Source organism: Paenibacillus nasutitermitis, from assembly GCF_014641075.1.
GTDB classification, from domain to species: Bacteria; Bacillota; Bacilli; order Paenibacillales; family Paenibacillaceae; genus Paenibacillus_Z; species Paenibacillus_Z nasutitermitis.
This window is the reverse complement of sequence record NZ_BMHP01000001.1, coordinates 517,709-536,260: the sequence shown is the minus strand read 5'-3', so window position 1 is coordinate 536,260 and position 18,552 is coordinate 517,709. Positions and strand designations below refer to the sequence as shown.

General features: G+C 46.5%; 14 protein-coding genes. 1 reads left to right on the top strand and 13 read right to left on the bottom strand.

Annotated features, from left to right (window positions below):
* Positions 1 to 22 precede the first annotated feature (22 nt).
* The 9 genes from IEY46_RS02230 to IEY46_RS02190 form a co-directional block, all read right to left on the bottom strand.
* A complete protein-coding gene (locus IEY46_RS02230; RefSeq protein WP_188988716.1) occupies positions 23 to 844 on the bottom strand; it encodes a carbohydrate ABC transporter permease in 822 nt (273 codons plus the stop codon).
* Complete coding sequence (locus tag IEY46_RS02225; protein WP_188988714.1) at positions 841 to 1,707, bottom strand: carbohydrate ABC transporter permease; 867 nt, start codon at positions 1,705 to 1,707, stop codon at positions 841 to 843. Before IEY46_RS02225 ends, IEY46_RS02230 begins: the two co-directional genes overlap by 4 nt.
* Before the next feature lie 60 nt (positions 1,708 to 1,767).
* Positions 1,768 to 3,141: an ABC transporter substrate-binding protein gene (locus IEY46_RS02220; protein ID WP_188988712.1), complete on the bottom strand. Its 1,374-nt coding sequence runs from the start codon at positions 3,139 to 3,141 to the stop codon at positions 1,768 to 1,770.
* A 97-nt stretch (positions 3,142 to 3,238) separates the two neighbouring features.
* Positions 3,239 to 4,852 carry a response regulator transcription factor gene (locus IEY46_RS02215; RefSeq protein ID WP_188988710.1) on the bottom strand — a complete coding sequence of 538 codons (1,614 nt, stop codon included), beginning with the start codon at positions 4,850 to 4,852 and terminating at the stop codon, positions 3,239 to 3,241.
* A complete protein-coding gene (locus IEY46_RS02210) occupies positions 4,845 to 6,620 on the bottom strand; it encodes a sensor histidine kinase (RefSeq protein ID WP_188988708.1) in 1,776 nt (591 codons plus the stop codon). Before IEY46_RS02210 ends, IEY46_RS02215 begins: the two co-directional genes overlap by 8 nt.
* A 121-nt stretch (positions 6,621 to 6,741) precedes the next feature.
* Positions 6,742 to 8,988, bottom strand: coding sequence for a hypothetical protein (locus IEY46_RS02205; protein ID WP_229750011.1), 2,247 nt, complete (start codon positions 8,986 to 8,988; stop codon positions 6,742 to 6,744).
* Positions 8,989 to 9,081: 93 nt separating this feature from the next.
* Positions 9,082 to 10,677 carry a response regulator transcription factor gene (locus IEY46_RS02200; protein WP_188988704.1) on the bottom strand — a complete coding sequence of 532 codons (1,596 nt, stop codon included), beginning with the start codon at positions 10,675 to 10,677 and terminating at the stop codon, positions 9,082 to 9,084.
* 208 nt (positions 10,678 to 10,885) lie between these two features.
* Entirely contained in the window at positions 10,886 to 12,172 is a 1,287-nt protein-coding gene (locus IEY46_RS02195) for an ABC transporter substrate-binding protein (protein WP_188988702.1), read from the bottom strand.
* Positions 12,173 to 12,186: 14 nt separating this feature from the next.
* Positions 12,187 to 13,038 (bottom strand): helix-turn-helix transcriptional regulator, encoded by an 852-nt coding sequence (locus IEY46_RS02190; RefSeq protein ID WP_188988701.1) that lies wholly within the window; start codon positions 13,036 to 13,038, stop codon positions 12,187 to 12,189.
* 366 nt (positions 13,039 to 13,404) lie between these two features.
* Here IEY46_RS02190 and IEY46_RS02185 point away from each other — a divergent pair, with 366 nt between their 5' ends.
* Positions 13,405 to 14,394, top strand: coding sequence for a ketoacyl-ACP synthase III (locus tag IEY46_RS02185; protein ID WP_188988699.1), 990 nt, complete (start codon positions 13,405 to 13,407; stop codon positions 14,392 to 14,394).
* Positions 14,395 to 14,430: 36 nt separating this feature from the next.
* On the opposite strand, the gene IEY46_RS02180 is transcribed toward IEY46_RS02185, so the two are convergent.
* The 4 genes from IEY46_RS02180 to IEY46_RS02165 all read right to left on the bottom strand — a co-directional run bounded on the left by IEY46_RS02180 (position 14,431) and on the right by IEY46_RS02165 (position 18,530).
* On the bottom strand, positions 14,431 to 15,414 hold the full coding sequence (locus tag IEY46_RS02180) for an NAD-dependent epimerase/dehydratase family protein (protein WP_188988697.1): 984 nt from the start codon (positions 15,412 to 15,414) through the stop codon (positions 14,431 to 14,433).
* Positions 15,415 to 15,619: 205 nt separating this feature from the next.
* A complete protein-coding gene (locus IEY46_RS02175; RefSeq protein WP_229750010.1) occupies positions 15,620 to 16,825 on the bottom strand; it encodes a trans-sulfuration enzyme family protein in 1,206 nt (401 codons plus the stop codon).
* Positions 16,822 to 17,649 (bottom strand): carbohydrate ABC transporter permease, encoded by an 828-nt coding sequence (locus IEY46_RS02170; RefSeq protein ID WP_188988695.1) that lies wholly within the window; start codon positions 17,647 to 17,649, stop codon positions 16,822 to 16,824. Before IEY46_RS02170 ends, IEY46_RS02175 begins: the two co-directional genes overlap by 4 nt.
* Positions 17,649 to 18,530 carry a carbohydrate ABC transporter permease gene (locus IEY46_RS02165; protein WP_188988693.1) on the bottom strand — a complete coding sequence of 294 codons (882 nt, stop codon included), beginning with the start codon at positions 18,528 to 18,530 and terminating at the stop codon, positions 17,649 to 17,651. Before IEY46_RS02165 ends, IEY46_RS02170 begins: the two co-directional genes overlap by 1 nt.
* Positions 18,531 to 18,552: the final 22 nt, after the last annotated feature.

The window sequence follows — 18,552 nt, the reverse complement described above, 5'->3', positions numbered from 1 at the left end:
TTTCCCTCCCCATTATTTTAAGTTATCCTTTTACAGCTCCCGTCGTGAGTCCTGAAATTACAAATCTCCGAAGAACAATATAAACAATCAATGCGGGTAAGGATACAAATACGAGATCCGCAAATACGAGGTTCCAGTCAGCAGCATGTGCTCCGAAAAATAGAAATGTCGTCATGACCAAATTCTGTTTTTCTGGTGTATTGAGAAAATACACTGCAGTACCAAAATCATTCCAAACAGCCAGGAATTGTATAATGACATTGGTAACCGTTACGGGCAATAACAATGGAAAGATGATTTTAAAAAATAATACGTAGGGTCCAGTACCGTCTATAATGGCAGACTCATCAATTTCCCGTGGTATTGTTTTAAAAAATCCCGTGTACAAAAATACAGCATAAGGAAAATTCAAGGCAATACTGACGAAGATCATAGCCAATAGGCTGTCTGTTAGATGTAAATGCTTTGCGATCATATAGGTTGGAACCATAAACACCGGAACTGTCATTCCGAGTAATACAATACCCATAAGTACATTCGTTGTTTTGCTTTTTCTTCTCTCAATGACATAAGCCGTCATGCTGGAAAACAAAATAATGAAGACAACGGCGCAGCCCGTAATGATTAAACTGTTGTTCAGCGCTCTTAATATGTGGGCTTCTCTATAAACCGTAGAGAAATTCTCAACATGCATCTTGAATGGAAAAGATAAATCCATCTGGGCTGCTCCGGCCTTATCTTTGAGTGAGTTGACGACCAGTGAATAGAAGGGAATAAGAATTAGGAAACAAAACGGAATGGCCATCAGATGAAACCGGATTTTTCTCCATTTGGACACGTTCATAGTTCAACCTCCCTCCTACGAAGTAAAGAAAACGTAGGAACGGCTACAAGCGCTACCATGAATGCAAGAATGAACCCACCGGCGCTTGCTTCGCCTAAAAAACCTGATCCATATGATTTGTAAATCCAGGTGTTAATGACTTCAGTTGCGGTACCAGGCCCGCCGCCAGTTGTTGCAAAAATAATATCAAATACCTTCAGACCCCCGATCAAATTCAACAACAAAATATTATTGAACGCCGGCATGATGAGCGGAAACGTAATATGAATAAATTTCTGCCATGCAGTGGCACCATCGATGTTTGCCGCCTCGTAATAGGAGCCGGATATGGTCTGAATGCCCGCTAAGAGGATGATCATGTTAAATCCGGACCATTTCCAAATTTCTACAGCACTTGCGCTGTATAGAGCAATAGTACGATCATGCAGCCAATCCCTTACTAAATTCTCCAAGCCTATACCTCGTAATGTCATGTTAACAATGCCCGTTTCAGGATGAAGCAGTGAAACAAATATTAAACCAACGGCAATGTTGCTTAGTATTACGGGCGCGTAGAAAATGGTCTGAACATAACCGACAGCAGTCCATTTTCGACTAAGCAAGACAGCCAGAATGAGTCCGAATAATACTTTAAAGATTGAGGTCACAATCGTGAATAGGATTGTATTTTTGACGATTTTCGTCAGTTCGGACTGCATAAAAAAGGATTGAAAGTTCTCCATTCCCACCCACCGTGCAGTAAAACCATCCCAGGCTGTAAACGAGTAGTACATGCCTTGAAAAGTTGGAATAATGAAAAAAACGGTAAACAATAGTAAGCCCGGGACTAACATGGTATAGGGATAGAGTTTTTGTTTAGACATGATTGTGCCTCCCACTATTGGAAGGGCGTTCCAAACAATGGAACGCACTTCCACACCTTTCTATTTCCAATTAGGATCGTTTTTGCTTTTTGCTGCCTTTGTTGTCGCTTCATCCATGGCCTTGAGAATATCGTCTACTGATTTCCCTCCTGTAAAATAATCGAGTACAGAAGCATTCTGATCTCCAGAATTATAGAGAGCAAGATCAGCCCAAAATTGACTTACACGGTTGTCATCCAATAGTTTTTTCAAATCAGCTTGAGCAGGTGCCAATTTAGAATCTACACCCGAAATTGCTGGAATACCGCCCTGAGCATCATAGAACTTCTGTTGCGTCTCTTTGGAAGTGAAATAGGCGATGAACCGATTTAATAGCTCTTTATCCTCGAAGTCGTTTGTCGCTGCCATTTGGAAAGGCAGGAAGAGACTTGCCATTTTGCTTTCATCAAAAGGTACGCGAAATGCTCCAATATCGTCGACCTTATCAGGGAATTTCAAAGAAATGGCATCCATAATCCAAGTCTCATTAATCGTCATAGCAGCAGTACCATTGGCAATTGCTTGTTGCGCGGAATCATAGGTATCCGACAAATAAGTGCTTTGGATATATCCTTTGTCCAGCAATTCTTTATGTTTAACAAATGCATCCTTGTAAAGCGGGTAGTCTGCATATCGAGCTTGATTGGTATTTATCTTTTCAAAGATAGATCCGAGCGGTTCGTTCATACGGAACCAAGCTTCATGCTCAAAAGCATTTACAGTCCAGGTGTCCTTAGCTGGCAAGTAGATCGGTGTAATTCCAGCTTGTTTGATTTTTTCGCAGGCATCCAAAAATTGCTGATAGGTTTGTGGTGGTTGCAAGCCCAATTGATCAAAGATTTTTTTGTTATAAAATACGCCTAAAATATTAACGTTATCGAATGGAATACCATACACTTTACCGCCATCCGAGAAGTTAGCTGTACTCATAATGGATTCCGGGTAGTTCTTTGTCCAATCCCCCGTTAATTCTTGAAAGCTGCCCAAACCATTCAGATTATTCTTCATCCAATTGGTTCCGTAAATGGCTAACAGATCCGGCAGCTCATTTGCAGCAAATCTAGCCTTGATCAGGTTATCCCCTTGCGCTCCTCCTACGATTTTCTCCACATTCAATTTAAAACCAAGCTCCTCTGAACGACTGTTAATATCGTTCTCAATCGCCTGAAAACCGCTTTTGTACCAATCCGCGAACATAAGCAATGATATTTCCTTTACTTCTTTAGGGGCTTCAGAATTCTCTCCCGACTGCGACGTTGCTGCAGACGAATTTGCTGTCGAGGAATCAGGTGCATTGACCTTGTTGTTAGAGCCTCCATTACCACATGCCGCCGTCACCAACATCAGAACTAGCGCAAGTGTCCCCCATAAAACTAACTTTGTTTTTTTTCGCATTCCCATGCCCTCCGTATTTATACTGGTGTTGCAATTCAATATTAGCTTGGGAAGGAGATCGAGAAGATTATAAAGTTTTATGGAAAACTACAATTTTCTACGATGGATTATTTTCCATAAAAGACTTTGGGGTCATCCCGGTTCTTCGTTTAAAAACTTGAAAAAAGTAAGGATAGTTATTAAATCCACACTGCCTGATAATCTCTTTCAAATCCTTTTCTCCCTGTATAATCATGGCCTTTGCTTTGCCAACACGATAATCATTTAAATACTCGGAGAAGCCGATGCCTACTTCATCTTTGAATTGCGAACTAAAATAATTAGCACTCCATCCAATTTCATCGGCGACATGAGTAAGAGATATATTCCTATGATAAAACCGTTCTACAAAATCAATTCCAATCTTCACATGGACTGAGAATTTACTTTTATTGCTCTCTTTAAGTTGAATAATCGTCCGTTCATATAGCAAGAGAATCCAATCTTGAACCTCATTAAGCGTTTCCAGGCGGGTCAATTTTTCGAATGGAGATTCTTTATCCTTATAAATTTTAGAAATATCAAGCATACTTTCCTTGGAAACTCTGCTTAAGATGCCAAGCATCTCATTGAACATCATTTTTGCACTTGATTGAGCAATTTTTTCTTCTTTTATTTTCCCGAAAATAGCGGACAGTGTTGAATATACAGCTTCCTGATCTCGCAATCGTAAATTAGCCAACAAGTTCTTTTCGTCGTTTGTACTTATACCAAGAACCTTTACACGAACTGCTTCTTTCTCTCCACTGCGGACAAGTACATTTTTCCCTTGATAGAACTTTTCTGACAGGGACTGAATCGCTTTTTCATAGCTCGCAGGCAAATTGGCAATTCGATCGCACATCATGCCAATACTGATACTGGCAGATAATTTCACGAATCGTTTCAAACATAAATCAATACGGGTTAGAACGAATCGAAGAGCTTCTTCAAGTAATGCTGCACTGCGTATTGCCGAGAACGAGAATAAAATGACGAATCGGCCTCCTGATACATGACTCAGAACCCCATTTCCATGATCTTCAAGTACTTCCTCTATGACATTTTCGATTGCAAATTGAAGGATCGTTTCCTCGCGCAGCCCTCTTTCTGCAACAAGGACTTGAAAATGATCGATTTCGAGAATAACCGGTATGATGCGTGTAAGCTCCATTTGTAATCCTAATGCCCGAATATGTCCTTTTGCTTCTGCTTCATGATGGATATAACCTGTTAGCAATCCGATAAGAAACTTTTGCTTGAGTGCCGACCTTGTTTCTAATTGTGTTTTCTCATTAACAACTCCGCTTGATTGAGCATAATAATGCGATTTAGCCCTCTCAAGGGATTCTAATATTACTTGTTCATTGAGACTATGCTTTAATAAATAGTCAATGGCTCCATTTTTCAAAGTCCCTCTAACGTATTCAAAGTCGTCAAAATTACTTAATACAATTAATTTTATGTGGGGAAATTTTTCGTTGATCTCCTTGGACAATTGAAGACCATCCATCACGGGCATGCGAATATCGGAAATGATAATAGCCGGGTTCCACAACCCGATTAAAGAGAGCGCCTCCACACCATTCGTTGCTTCGGCACATAATTCAAAACCATTGCTCTGCCAATCCACCATTAATTTGATATTCGTTCGTAATAATAATTCATCATCTACGATAATGATTTTAAGCATGCCATTTCTCCTTCTCGTTATTGATGATCGGCAATGTGATCTCCACAATGGTATATAAATTTCTTTCACTGACAACGGATACTTTGCCTTGTTCATCGAAATACATCCGGATTCGTGAAATAACATTTCGAACACCCAGCCCTTTACCGGAAGTATTTTCATCCACAATTGCATTCAATTGGGTATCGTCCATACCAAGTCCATTATCATGAATAACAAATTTAAGCTGACCTGACTCGCGATAGCCTTTTACGATCAGCAGTCCCTGTCCTTTCATAGGACCGATTCCATGAATGAGGGCATTTTCGACAAAAGGCTGCAGCAATAACTTAGGGATTCGAAGCAGCTTAATATCCGGGTCAATGGAAAAACTATACGTGAATTTATTGCTGTATTTATATTCCTGTATTTGTAAGTAACACTGTAAATATTCCATTTCTTCTTCAACCGAAATAAACACTTTATCTTGCATATTAATGTGCATTAATCTTGACAAAGACTCCGCAATATTCTGGATATCATAGGAGCCCTGCAAAATAGAAACGAATTTGATCGTATTCAATGTGTTGTAAAGAAAATGCGGATTGATTTGAGCCTGAAGCGCCCGCAGCTCCGCTTTTCTTTTGTCCTCTTCTTTTTTCTTCGTATCGCTAACTAATTTGCGTATCCGCTCCACCATTGAAGTAAACTGACGAAAAAGTTGTCCAATCTCATCATGAGATTTAATCTTCACCTTAATTTGCAAATTATTGTGATCGATTTGTTCCATCGCTCGATTTAATTGGCGGATCGATTTTGTTAAATAAGAAAATATAAATGCAGATGCAATAATTGCGATCAAACCAAATAACGCGGTCATCCATAAGTTGGCGTTCCTCGAATCATAGAAATGCTCCATTAAAGCTGATTTGGGCACAATTCCAATAAAGACCCAATTTGATATCGTAGAGTATCGATACACCATTAAGACTTTTTTATTCCCAACCTGTGTGTAAAAGCTTCCTTGCGTCTGTTCGATCGAACTTACGACACGCTTAAGGTTATCCGAACTATAGGGCAACGACTGATTTCGTGCTTCCGCATCATTAATAACTTCTCCTGTTAGAGCATTTGCGACTATCATTTGAGTTTGGCTTGATAAATTACCGTGGAAAACATCGGTCAGCAATTGACTGCGCACATCGGCGATTATGAAACCAAGAACTTTTCCCTCGTCCATGATTGGCTTAGCGATCGAGATCACCTTATCACTCGAATTCATCGATACAGAAGCACGATCAGAATTAAAGTGGGGGGGAATAATAACCATCTTGCCCTCAGTGTTTATTAATTCAGGGTACCAGTCCTGTTTCATTAAATATTCAAGTGAAATCGTGTTGCCATTGGAAAATGATCGGCCTCCTAAATCCGCCACCAAAATATCATTTAAATAGTGTTTGTACGTAAACAATCCTAATAAATAGTCTTTTATTACCCGAGAGTCACGTAAGTACTCTGCTCCCGAAATATGTTCAGGATGCGATAGCACTTCAATAAATCGGCCATCATTTGAAGCAATATTCACGATGGCATTGATATCTTTTAATGAGACCTCAAAATTGTCATTTGAAACACGCAGCATTTCCGTTATATAGGTGCTCGCCGAATCTTCTGCATCTGTAGAAAACCGTTCACTCCAAAACCATACCGTGAGCAAGTTGAAGCAAAGAAGCAATATTAAGTTTGCAATCAGGATCTTATATTTGATTTGATTTAATTTGCGGAACAATTCATCACCCGCTCATTTCGTTGGTTGTCGCCACTTCCATGATCGAAAAACAAGAAACCGGCATCGAAGGAATATCGACGCCAGTTTCTTTTATAGGCTTGCCGGGAAAAACGGCGTCCATCTAAGCCGTCGGCAAAGCGAACAACCTGCCCTCGCCTTTATCCAACGTGATCGTCAGAACGCCCGTCGCAGAATTGTAAGTAAATCCGGTGCCGACCTCCAGCCCGGTCGTTTTGGAGATTTCTGTCAAAGATGCCGGTTTGGGATTGAAATTAAAGCTTACCGTACGGGAGTTGACGTAGTCCCGGTTTGTAAGCATGACGTACTTGCGCCCGCTGCCATTCGTAAAGTAGCCTTCGATAAGCGGCTGCGCCGGATCGGCAGGCTGGACGAAGAACGTCGCCGGAATCGATAGCGTGGCTTTCGGAATCGTCGAGCCGGAATGATAGACGGCTTGCGATGTCAGATCCTTCAAAGTGCCCCCCAGGTTAGACATCTCCCGATTCAACGTCTGAATATCGTAATAGCCCGGCTGCAGCGTCCCATCCAAAGCAACAGGAGTTTCGCTGAAGTACTCGTTCCAGCCTAGTACGGGTTTGGGTTGCCAATACGTAAACCAATACATGTTCTTAAATCCGTATGTGAGGTACGTATAGACGTTAAATCTTTTTTCGGACAGGTTCGTCCCCCTGTACTTGACGTACGAACCGTCGCTGTTGGCGATCTTGGTGCTTTGCAAGAAACCGCCATATCGTACATCGTGCGCAAGTCCCCGCTCTCGGATCAACTCCGCGTTCTGGAAGTAGGATCCGTCGAAGCCGGTGCCTCCCAGGAACGGATAATTATCAAACATCAGCTCATCCGAGCCGCTGATCTCAAGCAGATCGTCGATCGTATTCTCGTACCAACTGCCGAACACGACTTTGAAATAATAGTCGATGCCACTGGCGAGGGCCGTCCCGTTCTTGTATCCTTGTCCGCCGGCATACGTGCTGGTAGTCCCTTTCGTTACCCATCCGAGAGGCGTTGCGCTGGAACTCGTTATTTCGAAGTAATAGCTGGTATTCGGCTGAACGGGATAATAGAGCTTAAAGAGCGGGTAATTGCCATTGTTCGAGCTCGTATAAGTATCGGACGATGCGATCTTCTTCGTCCGGGCCGGGCTGTCCCACAGCGTGAGCGTAATCGGCTGATTCCCGCTGCTCCATTGGCCGGCATCCATGTTTAATTGAATATAATGAATTCTGCGGTTGACGGTGGCCGGCGTCGTGAAGGTTTGCCCGAGACGGGTCGTATTGGAAACATAATCCCCGTCGACATTTCCCGAAGAGAGAATGTCCCGCGTGTTCTCCCTTTCGTTGTAGAGCCTGAAGAAGAGATCGTAAGCTTGCGCCACACCACCCTTGTACGCGGTTCCGTCCGCATATAGATTGGAGGTGGAATGTGTCACCCAGCCAACCGAATTGTCTCCGCCGCCATTGTGGGTCAGCTCGAGGTAGTAGGTCGCCCCAGGGGTTACCGCTGCTCCGGGGCTTGTCGTCGTTTTGAATTCAAAATACGGATAGAACCAATATTCGTCGGCGCTGCCGTTTCCGGTCAAGCTCTTCTGCGCGATCAAGGACGTTTTGGCGGTACTATTCCACAGCTTCAAGGTTATCGTCTCGCTGGAGGACCACTGCCGCATGTCGATTTTCAAATCCACGCCATGAAGAACATTCATTCCGGCCGGAATTTTGACCGTCTGTCCCAAGCTTTGCGACGAAGTCACGTACGTGCCCGACTGCTGGGCGCCTGAATTGGACAGGGCGAGTCTGCCGGGCTTTGGCTGCAAGTGATCTTCCGCGAAGCTCGGAGTCAAGTTAATATAAGCATCAAGCTGTGGCGCGAACGCCTTGGCGCGCCGGATCGTGTTGGCATACCCTTCGATATGCCACCCCATCGGCTCGTCCTTGAAGCTAATACCGGACACGCGGGAATCCGCCTTATACGGAGCAAGTCGGCTTTCCAACGTAGCATAATCCGAAGGCGTATAACTTTGGAAATTATAGAGGCCGCTATCGGTTACGAACAGTTGAACGTCATTCGAGTAGCTGTTAGCTATACCGTTCTCGTTCTCCGCCTTGTTGTAAGTCACATTTCCGGATGTTTCGATCGAGACCATTCTGTCTAGATAAGCGTTTGCGATATTCGACCAGTTCGCGTTCGTGTTGTAGTCAACCGGTTTGGCCATCGGCTGCTGGAAAGCTCCGACATGGAACTCTCCCGTCCCGGAAGCCGAAGCGCTCCCCCCGCCGACGGCGAGCAGTAGCGCGATGCCGATTAGCAGCGCTCCCCTAGCCTTTCTCTTGGTTTTCCATTGTCCCATCATAACCATCTCCTTTTTTTGAAACGATTGAAAGCGCTCTCTTATATCGTAATACGAAATGTTCTTCTACGAATAGGCATCAATCTTCTGATATTTTCACAATTCTACAGACGTTTTGTCCGATCCAGCCAGCCCCTGCGAACGATTGCGGTATTCCGACGGCGTCATTCCGTGCAATTTCCGGAATAGCTTACAGAAATATTTCGTCGACGAATAGCCCGCGCTATCTGCGACTTCATAGGTTTTCAGCGTCGAGTTCCGCAGCATTCTCTTCGCCTGCTCCATTCGGACCGATGTCAAATAAACGAGATAATTCTCGCCGGTCACTTCCTTGAACAGATTGCTGACGTAATTCCCGTTCATATGCACGATTTTGGACAACGTTTCCAATCTTAATGTCTTGTCTCCATAGTTTTTGCCAATGTAGTCTTTGACGATCTCAATCACTTTGTTTTGTTTCATATTGTCCGGAAGATTGGATACCAGCGTTCGAAGCTGGTACTCGAACTCAGACACAAATGTCATCAAATGAATCTTCGACCCAGGCAGGGACAACCGGGAAAGCACATCCGCAACAGTCTCCCGCATAGCTAAGCTCAACTTCGATTCAGTCTTATTCAGGACGGGCAGAAGCATAATCAACAAGAAATGAAATATCCCAAGCCGTATCATGGAAGGATGTTCCAAGGTCTGATGCTTTATCTTGTTAAAGCCGTCCTGAAGAGAATGCAAAAGGGCTTCGAAGTCGTTCGTCTCCAACGCGGCCAGGAGCCGGTTCTCTTGATCGATCCGATCCCGGTCGGCTCCGTTTCGGGCGTCCGGTTTCTTGCGCGCGTTGTCCGATCTATACGTTTCATGAATCAGGTTCCTGTATACTTCGGGCATTTCTGCCAACGCAGAGAACGAAGCGCCTGCTCCCCTGATTAACGATTCGCCGCTCAACGAACGATCCACCGACGATGAAGACCACGTGTTCAACCACCAGCCCCACATTTCTTCTAATGGGAGAGCCAACCCCGTACTGAATACAAAGAAATGACGGGAGTCCGCGAAGAAAGCAAAGGTATGCTCCTCTTCCTTGAATCTGGATTGAAATGTCTCTACCTGCTGTGACAGTTCTTCCTCTAGCGCGTCAAACCCATCGTCATCTCGAACAAACACCAGAAGGGAATACTTTGTCGATTCGAGCTGCCAACCTTCCTCGGTTAAAATGCGTTTCAACTGGTCCTCCGACTCCCGCAATCCGCAAAGCAAATCCACCAACGAATGTCGCAATCTTGTTGCCCTTTCCTCCGCAGCACGCAGTCGCGTCTGCATTCGCTCGCCGATCAACCGTTCCGCTTTCCCCAGAGCTCCGACGAGCTCCTCGCGGATGATCGGCTTCAACAAATAATCCATAACCTCTGCTCGTAATGCATTTTGAACGTAAGCGAATTTGTCATGGCCGGTTAACACGATCTTCAGAATATCCGGATACTGTTCCTTCAGGTAGTGCGAGAACTCCAGACCGTCCATGCCCGGCATGGAAATATCAATCAGCATAAGATCCGGCCGGTCGGCGCCCAAGCTCCGGATAGCGCTTCGAGCGTCCTTGCATTCGGTGATGCGCCACTGGGGAGCAAGTCTCCTGATAATAGATACGATCCCCGTGCGAATCATCTCCTCGTCATCGATGACCATAATCGTCGGCACGCCTCACACCCTCCTCCTTCATATTTAACATCCGAATCTCGACCATCATCCCTTTACCGGATTTCCCGCTCGACGTCAATCCATACCGGTCCCCGAAATAGTAACGAAAGCGCAATAGAGAGCAGCACGGCTGCTCCCGTCAAGGTCCCTAGAATATTTCGAATGATTTCAATACCCTGAGTCAGTTCCCTAATAGGAATTAGTCGGTCTATCGGAATCCTCCTCCGTTGCTGGCCGACCTATCCCATGCGTCGTCAACGTTCGTCAGCATTTCTTCGATGGTCAGGGCATCCAAATATACCCCCTGGGCCGAATCCATCAATTCATCGACCGCAGGTCCGCTTTGATCCCAGCGATTGGACAAATACTCGTGAATACGGCCCTCTTCGATGAATCCGTATATTTCGCTCAATTCCGCGGGAACGTAGCTTACCTTGTCTTTTAAAGTAAGAAAGGCGCCCTGGGTTTGCGTCCATCGTCTCAATGTTTGCTCCCTTGCCCAGAAATCCAAATACTTGCGCGCGGCATCCAATTGTTTCGTATTGCTGCTAATCGCCCATGTCGTCCCCGCTGCCACGGTCAAGACCGTGTCTTCTTCAGTGGAAGCAGCCGGCATAGCGAACATTCCGATCCGATAATCAGGGTTCGCTTTCAACAACCCGTCCAACGCCCAGCTGCCGTTAATGAACATCCCCGCGCGACCGTCGGTAAAGTCCTTCTGCGCTTGATCAATCGTTACGTTTGTACTGTTCGGCGTCAAATAACCGATATCGTCTAACGCGAACCACATCTTCGCCATGTCGTTCCACGTCCCGTTGAACTTGATTTCCCTGGCGTTGATTTTTTGGGTAAAGTCCGGGTCATGAATAAGAGAGGAACCCATCGCGAATAAGGCGACCAACGTCATCCAGCCGTCGTAATTGCCGATCGAAATCGGCGTCACCCCCGCTTCCTTCAGCCGGGCGCATACGGCCAGAAACTCGCTCCAGGTTGTAGGCGTTTTTAATGAAAGCTTCTTAAACAAATCTTTGTTGTAAAAGACGCCCAGCACGACCGTGTCATTGGGAGTTCCGTACACCTTTCCATCCAGCGAGACGGCTTCCAGCGCCGTCGGCGTAAATCGAGTAACCCAGGGCTCTTCGCTCAGATCGCGAACGAAGCCGATTTTCGCATATCCCCAGTGCTCTTCTCCGGGATGAAGCATGATCACATCGGGCGCGTCGTTTGCCGCGAATTTGTTTTGAATAAACTTGGCATACTGAATACCAAGCATCCCTTCGTAGATGACCTCAATCCCCGGGTTTTCCTTCATGAAGAGATCGTTAAGCTCGGGGATCGCCCCAATCTCCGAGCCGGCCTTGTACCCGGAAACGCTTAGCTTTACGACCTCTTGAGGCTCGGTGATCGACCGGCGCTCACTCGCATCCTCGCAGCCTATAAGTACCGTCGTCGCCGCAAGCATACTCGCGATCAAGATCATCAGTGTTTTTCTCATCCGCTTCCCCTCCCTCAAGCCATAAGACCTTGAGCTTTCAACTGCTTGCGCCATTCGGCGGGACTTTGTCCGTAGTGGCTCTTGAATAGCCTCGTAAAATGATGAACGCTATTAAAACCCGTCTCCTGAACGATGGCGCTGATCGGCATGTCGCTTCCGGATAAGTAACTGGCCGCGGCTTTAAGGCGAAGATCCCGGAGATATTCGAACGGCGTCATCTTCATATGTTTCTTGAACAGTCTCACAAGGTAAGAGGGATCCAAGGCAACGATCTCCGCGAGCGCTTCCAGCGTAACATTCTCCTTATAACGCCAATCGAGATAATCGATCAGTAAATCGACCGCGGCTCGGGACTTATGCTTCACCCTTGGATCAAGCATGGCAGTCCCGCTCTTCGACATCCCCAGAATATGGGCGATCAGCTTGTACGTCTTCCGAATCTCAAGCAGGCATACCCCACCGAGATTCGAATCTTGCTCGGCCAGGCCCGTCGATTGGAGATGATAGACGAAATCCAGAGACTGAAGAACCGAAGACGCGAGCACGATTTTAGAATAGATATCCTTGTGGGCTTGCATGAAATTCCATTCATCCACTTGTTCATTGGTAAACGGGAATTCTTCCAGGTCCTCAAGCTCCAGAAATCGGTATTTCGCCTCAGTCACCAAGCTCTCCAGCTCGTGAGGGGTAGAGTTGGGCAGAATGAACACAGCCGGCGCTTCCGCTTCGCAGACATTCCCTCGCCACTTGAACTTGACCTTCCCCCCGGTAATATAAAGAATTTCATAACAGAACGGATGCATGCCACCTCCCGGCGCTTCGGCGGATTTCGATATTGTCCCTGCGACGCAGTGTCTAATTTCCATTCGAACCCCTCCAGAAATAATGTCAATTACGTTCAAACGGTTATGAGAAACTTGGATTATGATTCGTTATAAAATAAGAGGATTTTATTATTGATAAGGACGATACAGTGCAAAGATTATACTTCCCCATTGTACACTTAAATCAATCAAGTAGACTACCAGAAAATGAAAGAAGGTCCGGTAGTCGGGATGATGACCAAGAAATGGACAAGCGGTAAAGGCGATGGAGAAGCATGTATTTTTATTCTTTTTTAGTATATTCTCTAAATATCTGACCTTTTACCCAACACAGCATTACAGTTTTGTGTTAGACTTTAGAAATTAGAACTTGGTACTAATACCAAGTATTAAGGAGTTGAAGCCAAAATGATGCCCAACTTGAAATCACAGGCCAAACTTACCGCATTTGGGGTTTATGTTCCCGATCAAACGCTCAGCAATGATGATTTGGAGAAGCTGGTGGATACAAATGATGAATGGATTGTGCAGCGTACCGGCATTAAGGAGCGGCGCATCGCATCGGCTGAACAATTCTGCAGCGATCTGTGTTTTGAAGCTGTAGCCGATATGCAAGCCCGTTATGGCGTGAGTTTGGAGGATGTGGATTATGTCATCGTCGCAACCTCAACGCCCGATACCTTCTTTCCGAGTATGGCGGCAAGGGTCCAGGCCAGATTCGGGATTGCCGCATGCGGCGCGCTTGATATCCAGGCAGCCTGCGCAGGTTTTGTTGCCGCTATTCAGCTTGCAAATGGTCTGCTTTTGACCGGCATCCACCGCAAAATTCTTATTATTGGAGCGGAGACTTTATCCAAAGTGACGGATTATACCGATCGCTCCACTTGTATTCTGTTTGGAGACGGAGCAGGCGCCGTTCTGCTTGAACATAGCGACGAAGGCTCTCTGCTGGGCTCGTATTCACTGACCGACGGTGGAAGCGGGCATCATCTTTACCGCTCCAGTCTGTCTTCCGCTATAGATGGACACCCTATACAAACCTCAGGAAAAATTATTCAGGATGGCCGCGAGGTGTATAAATGGGCCGTAACCCAAGTTCCCAAAGGCATTGCGGCACTCCTTGCGCGCAGCGGCATGACTGCGGAGAACATCGACTGGTTTGTTCCGCACAGCGCCAATATGCGGATTGTGGAATCTGTCTGCGAAAAAACAGGGATACCTCTTCATAAAACATTAACCAGCATGGCACAATACGGTAATACTTCCGCCGCTTCCATACCCTTGGCGCTGGATGCCGCCATCCGCGACGGCCGGATCCACAAGGGGGATATATGTCTGTTGTACGGCTTTGGCGGCGGATTGACAGAGGCTGCCATTCTGCTGAAATGGAGTCTGTGATCCATGACCGCCTATTGATGGCCGATATTATCAATATTATGGCAGCGTTAGGTCTTCATCTGTATCCTTAGTTCCATCCTCACTGTCGATGAAAGAGACACCGGCAGCTCCCAGCTCGTCTTCATAAGTGGCTCTGAGTCCCTCTGCAAACCGGATGCCCGGCTTCCAGCCGAGCACCAGTGAAGCTTTATCGGGATTAAAGAGGCTGCGGAGGCTGTCGACACTCCTTTTTTCCGCATATATGGTCTCAGGCGGCGCTCCGCCTCTGATGGCTGCAAGCTCCCGAACCAAATCAATAATCGACCAGGGCACGCCTGAGCCGATATGCAGCGTCTCCTGATTCCCTTTGCCAAGTGCAAGCATGCAGGCATGGACAACATCCTTTACATGGATGAAATCGCGAACCTGACTGCCATCCCCATGAATTACCAAAGGCTCTCCAAGCCGCAGCTGTTCCATAAAAAATGCTATTACCCCTCCTTCTCCTCCGGGCTTCTGACCTGCCCCGTAAACATTGGACAGCCTTAATATCGTAAAAGGAACACCGTGAATCCGGTAAAACCATTCGGTATACCGTTCGGCTATTCTTTTGGATAACGCATAAGGAGTGGCTGGTTTTACCGACATCTCCTCTGTCAGAATGAACGGATTCAGATCGCCAAATACAGCTGCCGTAGAGATGAAAATAATTTTGCAGCCATGGACACGCCGGCAGCCATCCAGAACCTGAAGCGTACCGATGACGTTGGTCGTCAAATCCGCAACCGGGTCTATCAGCGACCGGCTGATATCGGCTTGCGCCGCCAGGTGGAACACCGCTCCCGGAAGCTCCTGTTCAATAAGCCGGGGGATATCCGAATCGCATACACTTATCTGTTTGAATCGCGCATTCACCGGAATTGCCCCAGGCGGGCAGGATGACAAATCATCCAGTACCAGAACCTCGTGACCCTCGTCAATCAGAGCGGCAGCAAGCCGAGAACCGATAAATCCCGCACCTCCCGTAATGACAATCTTCATCCTCCCTCCTCCCTTGCACATAGTCAGTTAAGGTATTCTATGAAAAGGTGAAGTTAATGGTATGGACCATTTGATAGAATCGTATAATACCGGGAAAAGAAAACGGCGGCACAGCAAGCGCGCAGCTTGTTTCATACGCAAAAAAAAACAAACACCCCGCTCAGATGATTCGGGGTGTTTGTTTGAAATTTTGCTGTTCATCATCTTACAACGCTTCAAGCGCCTCAGCATGCTTCCAGGCTGCTGCGATATCGGCGATCAAATCGTCTGGTTCTTCCAAACCAACATAAAGCCGGACAACGACGCGCGAACCGGAATTGTTGTCCCAAGCAACCTCATTTACCGTTACAAGACTTTCAAAACCGCCCCAGCTGACTGCAATTTTGAAGTACTTCAAACCGTTGGCCCATTCCTTGATGCGGGCAAGCGGCATAACCGATTCAAAGGAAAATAGGCTCGTGCTTCCCGACATTTGAGTCAAAGCCAGTTTGTGCTGAGGATGGGAATCCAGACCCGGATGATTAACTTTGGAGACAAACGGCTGTTCTTGCAGAAATGCCGCTACTCGCAGCGCGCTTGCTTCATGTCTTCTTAAACGCAGCGGCAGAGTCCGAATTCCCTTGGACACAAGCGCTGCCGTCTGTGGGGTCATAATGCCCCCAAACAGCATATATTCTTTATTGAAAAGCGATTTTATGCGGTTCGAAGAACCGATGACAACCCCGCCGATGCAGTCGCTGTGTCCCCCGATATATTTGGAAATGGAATGAACCGAAAGGTCCGCGCCCAGCTGCAGCGGCTTCTGGAATAAAGGCGTGGCACATGTATTATCAATGACCGTAACGGCGCCGATACTCTTCGCAAGTTCCGCGCATGCCCGTATATCCTGAAGTTGAAACATCTGCGTTGACGGGCTCTCCAGATAGAACAGCTTCGTATTGGGCCGCACTGCATCTTCCCAGGCTTCCAGCTTGCTGCCGTCCACAAACGTGGTCTCTACGCCAAACTTCAGCATATAGCTGCCCAAAAACTCCTTTGTCGGACCGTATACCTGGTTGATGCAAATAATATGGTCGCCTTGGCTGACGGTGGACATGATGGCTGCCGTAATGGCGGCCATTCCGGAAGAGAAACATTTGGCGTCTTCCGCTTCTTCCAGGTCCGCTATCTTCTGCTCCAGATACCTTACCGTCGGATTATTCCCGCGGGAGTAGACAGGGATTGCAGACAAATCCTGAAAAGCCTTGTCGAATTGGTCATAATTTTCAAAAGCGAACAGGCTGTTCTGATAGATCGGTGTGTGAATCGCGCCATAATGCCGGGTATCAATCGGATCATATACCACTCGCGTATATTCGCTGGCTTTTTTTTCTTTCTTATCGGCAGTAGATTCTCCCATTGTTTGACTCACCCTTTTTCTGCTCCTTGTGTCAATCCTTCTACGATAAACCGCTGCGCTACAGCGAACAACAGGATCGTTGGGATAACGGACAATACCGTTCCTGCGGACATAGAGCCCCAGTCCACATCATATTTCAGGACAAAGGAATTCATCGCGACAGGCAACGTTTTGAGCGCATCGGTATCAATAAACATAACCGCCATAAAGAGCTCATTCCAGTTCTGCACAAACGCGAAAATAAAGGTTGATGCGATTCCGGGGAGCATGACGGGAATAATGATCCGGAATAAAGCGGTTAATCTTGAACAGCCGTCAATCATGGCTGCCTCCTCCAGACTGGACGGAATCCGTTGAAAAAATCCGCGCAGCAGGATGGTGGAGAAAGGAATCAAGGATACGGTGTACATAAGAACAAGCGCCAACCGGTTATTAATCAGATCCAGCTGGCTCATCAGCAGATACAACGGCGCCAGGGCAACGAAACCCGGGAGCATCTGTGTCAGGAAGAAACCAAGCATGATTTGCTTATGACCACGAAAACGGAAACGTGCCATAACATAGGCGCTGAGAATCGCTATAACCAACACGGCTACAGCCGCGGCAATCGCGACAATCAAACTGTTGGCCATATAAATGTGAAACTTGGATATTTTGAAAATATTCTCATAGTTGCTGAGTGTCAGCTCCTTGGGCCAATAACGCAGCGGGAACGAAAAGATATCCTTTTGCGGCTTCAAGGAAGTAATAACAATCCAGTACAGCGGGAATACCATGACGAGAAAGTTGAGCGCAAGGAACAGGATTTTAGATATGAGAAGCAGACGTCTTTTCATCAAAAATCCCCCACTTTCTCTGACTTCGTCACGCCCAGGTAAAAGATCGTATACAGCAGCAAGAGAATAATCATGATGACACCGACAGCAGAAGCTGCGCCGTAATCGCCGCCATAGATGATTTTATCCAGCATAAACGAGGACAAAATATGCGTCGAGCCTGCGGGACCGCCATTGGTCATTCCGTATATAATGGCCGGATCATTAAATATCCAGATCGCCCGGAGCAGTGTTGTAGTAATAATGGTCGGGAAAATATAAGGGAACGTGACATTAAAGAATTTCCGCGAGGAATTAGCCCCGTCCATATCTGCAGCCTCATACAGCTCCGCCGGCACCGATTGCAAAGCGGCCAGCAGCATGATGGCAAAGAATGCAATGCCATACCAGATGTTGACAACGATAACGGAAAACAGCGCCCATTTGGGATCAGACAGAAACCCGATCCGTTCTTCAATGATGCCAAGGCGCAGCAGGATATCGTTAATGACGCCAAGCTGGGAGTTAAACATCCATTTCCAGATCAACCCGATGAGGAATCCTGAGAGTGCCCATGAATAGAAGACGAATCCCTGATATACGCCCCGCCCGCGAAACGGCTTGCGCAGCACCATCGCCAGCAGCAATCCGAACAAGAACTGGAATACCAGCGAGAACCCGACCCAATACGCGCTGTTGGATAAAGCAATCAGAAATTTCGGGTCGTTAAACGCTGCAGTAAAATTGCTGAGACCGACGAACTGGGTGTTTCGAAGGTCGAAGATTTTATAATCCTGGAAAGCCATAATGATTCCCTTGATAAAAGGATAGAACGTGAATACCAGGACCAGCACAATGGCTGGCAGAAGACTGAGTCCAATGAACATTCTCTGATTTTTCATCAGGCGCACCACCTTGATAAAA

Bases quoted from the DNA above. Each gene is read 5' to 3' on its own strand.
- IEY46_RS02230 (WP_188988716.1), bottom strand. From the start codon at position 844: ATGAACGTGTCCAAATGGAGAAAAATCCGGTTTCATCTGATGGCCATT.
- IEY46_RS02225 (WP_188988714.1), bottom strand. From the start codon at position 1,707: ATGTCTAAACAAAAACTCTATCCCTATACCATGTTAGTCCCGGGCTTA.
- IEY46_RS02220 (WP_188988712.1), bottom strand. From the start codon at position 3,141: ATGCGAAAAAAAACAAAGTTAGTTTTATGGGGGACACTTGCGCTAGTT.
- IEY46_RS02215 (WP_188988710.1), bottom strand. From the start codon at position 4,852: ATGCTTAAAATCATTATCGTAGATGATGAATTATTATTACGAACGAAT.
- IEY46_RS02205 (WP_229750011.1), bottom strand. From the start codon at position 8,988: ATGATGGGACAATGGAAAACCAAGAGAAAGGCTAGGGGAGCGCTGCTA.
- IEY46_RS02195 (WP_188988702.1), bottom strand. From the start codon at position 12,172: ATGAGAAAAACACTGATGATCTTGATCGCGAGTATGCTTGCGGCGACG.
- IEY46_RS02190 (WP_188988701.1), bottom strand. From the start codon at position 13,038: ATGGAAATTAGACACTGCGTCGCAGGGACAATATCGAAATCCGCCGAA.
- IEY46_RS02185 (WP_188988699.1), top strand. From the start codon at position 13,405: ATGATGCCCAACTTGAAATCACAGGCCAAACTTACCGCATTTGGGGTT.
- IEY46_RS02180 (WP_188988697.1), bottom strand. From the start codon at position 15,414: ATGAAGATTGTCATTACGGGAGGTGCGGGATTTATCGGTTCTCGGCTT.
- IEY46_RS02170 (WP_188988695.1), bottom strand. From the start codon at position 17,649: ATGAAAAGACGTCTGCTTCTCATATCTAAAATCCTGTTCCTTGCGCTC.
- IEY46_RS02165 (WP_188988693.1), bottom strand. From the start codon at position 18,530: ATGAAAAATCAGAGAATGTTCATTGGACTCAGTCTTCTGCCAGCCATT.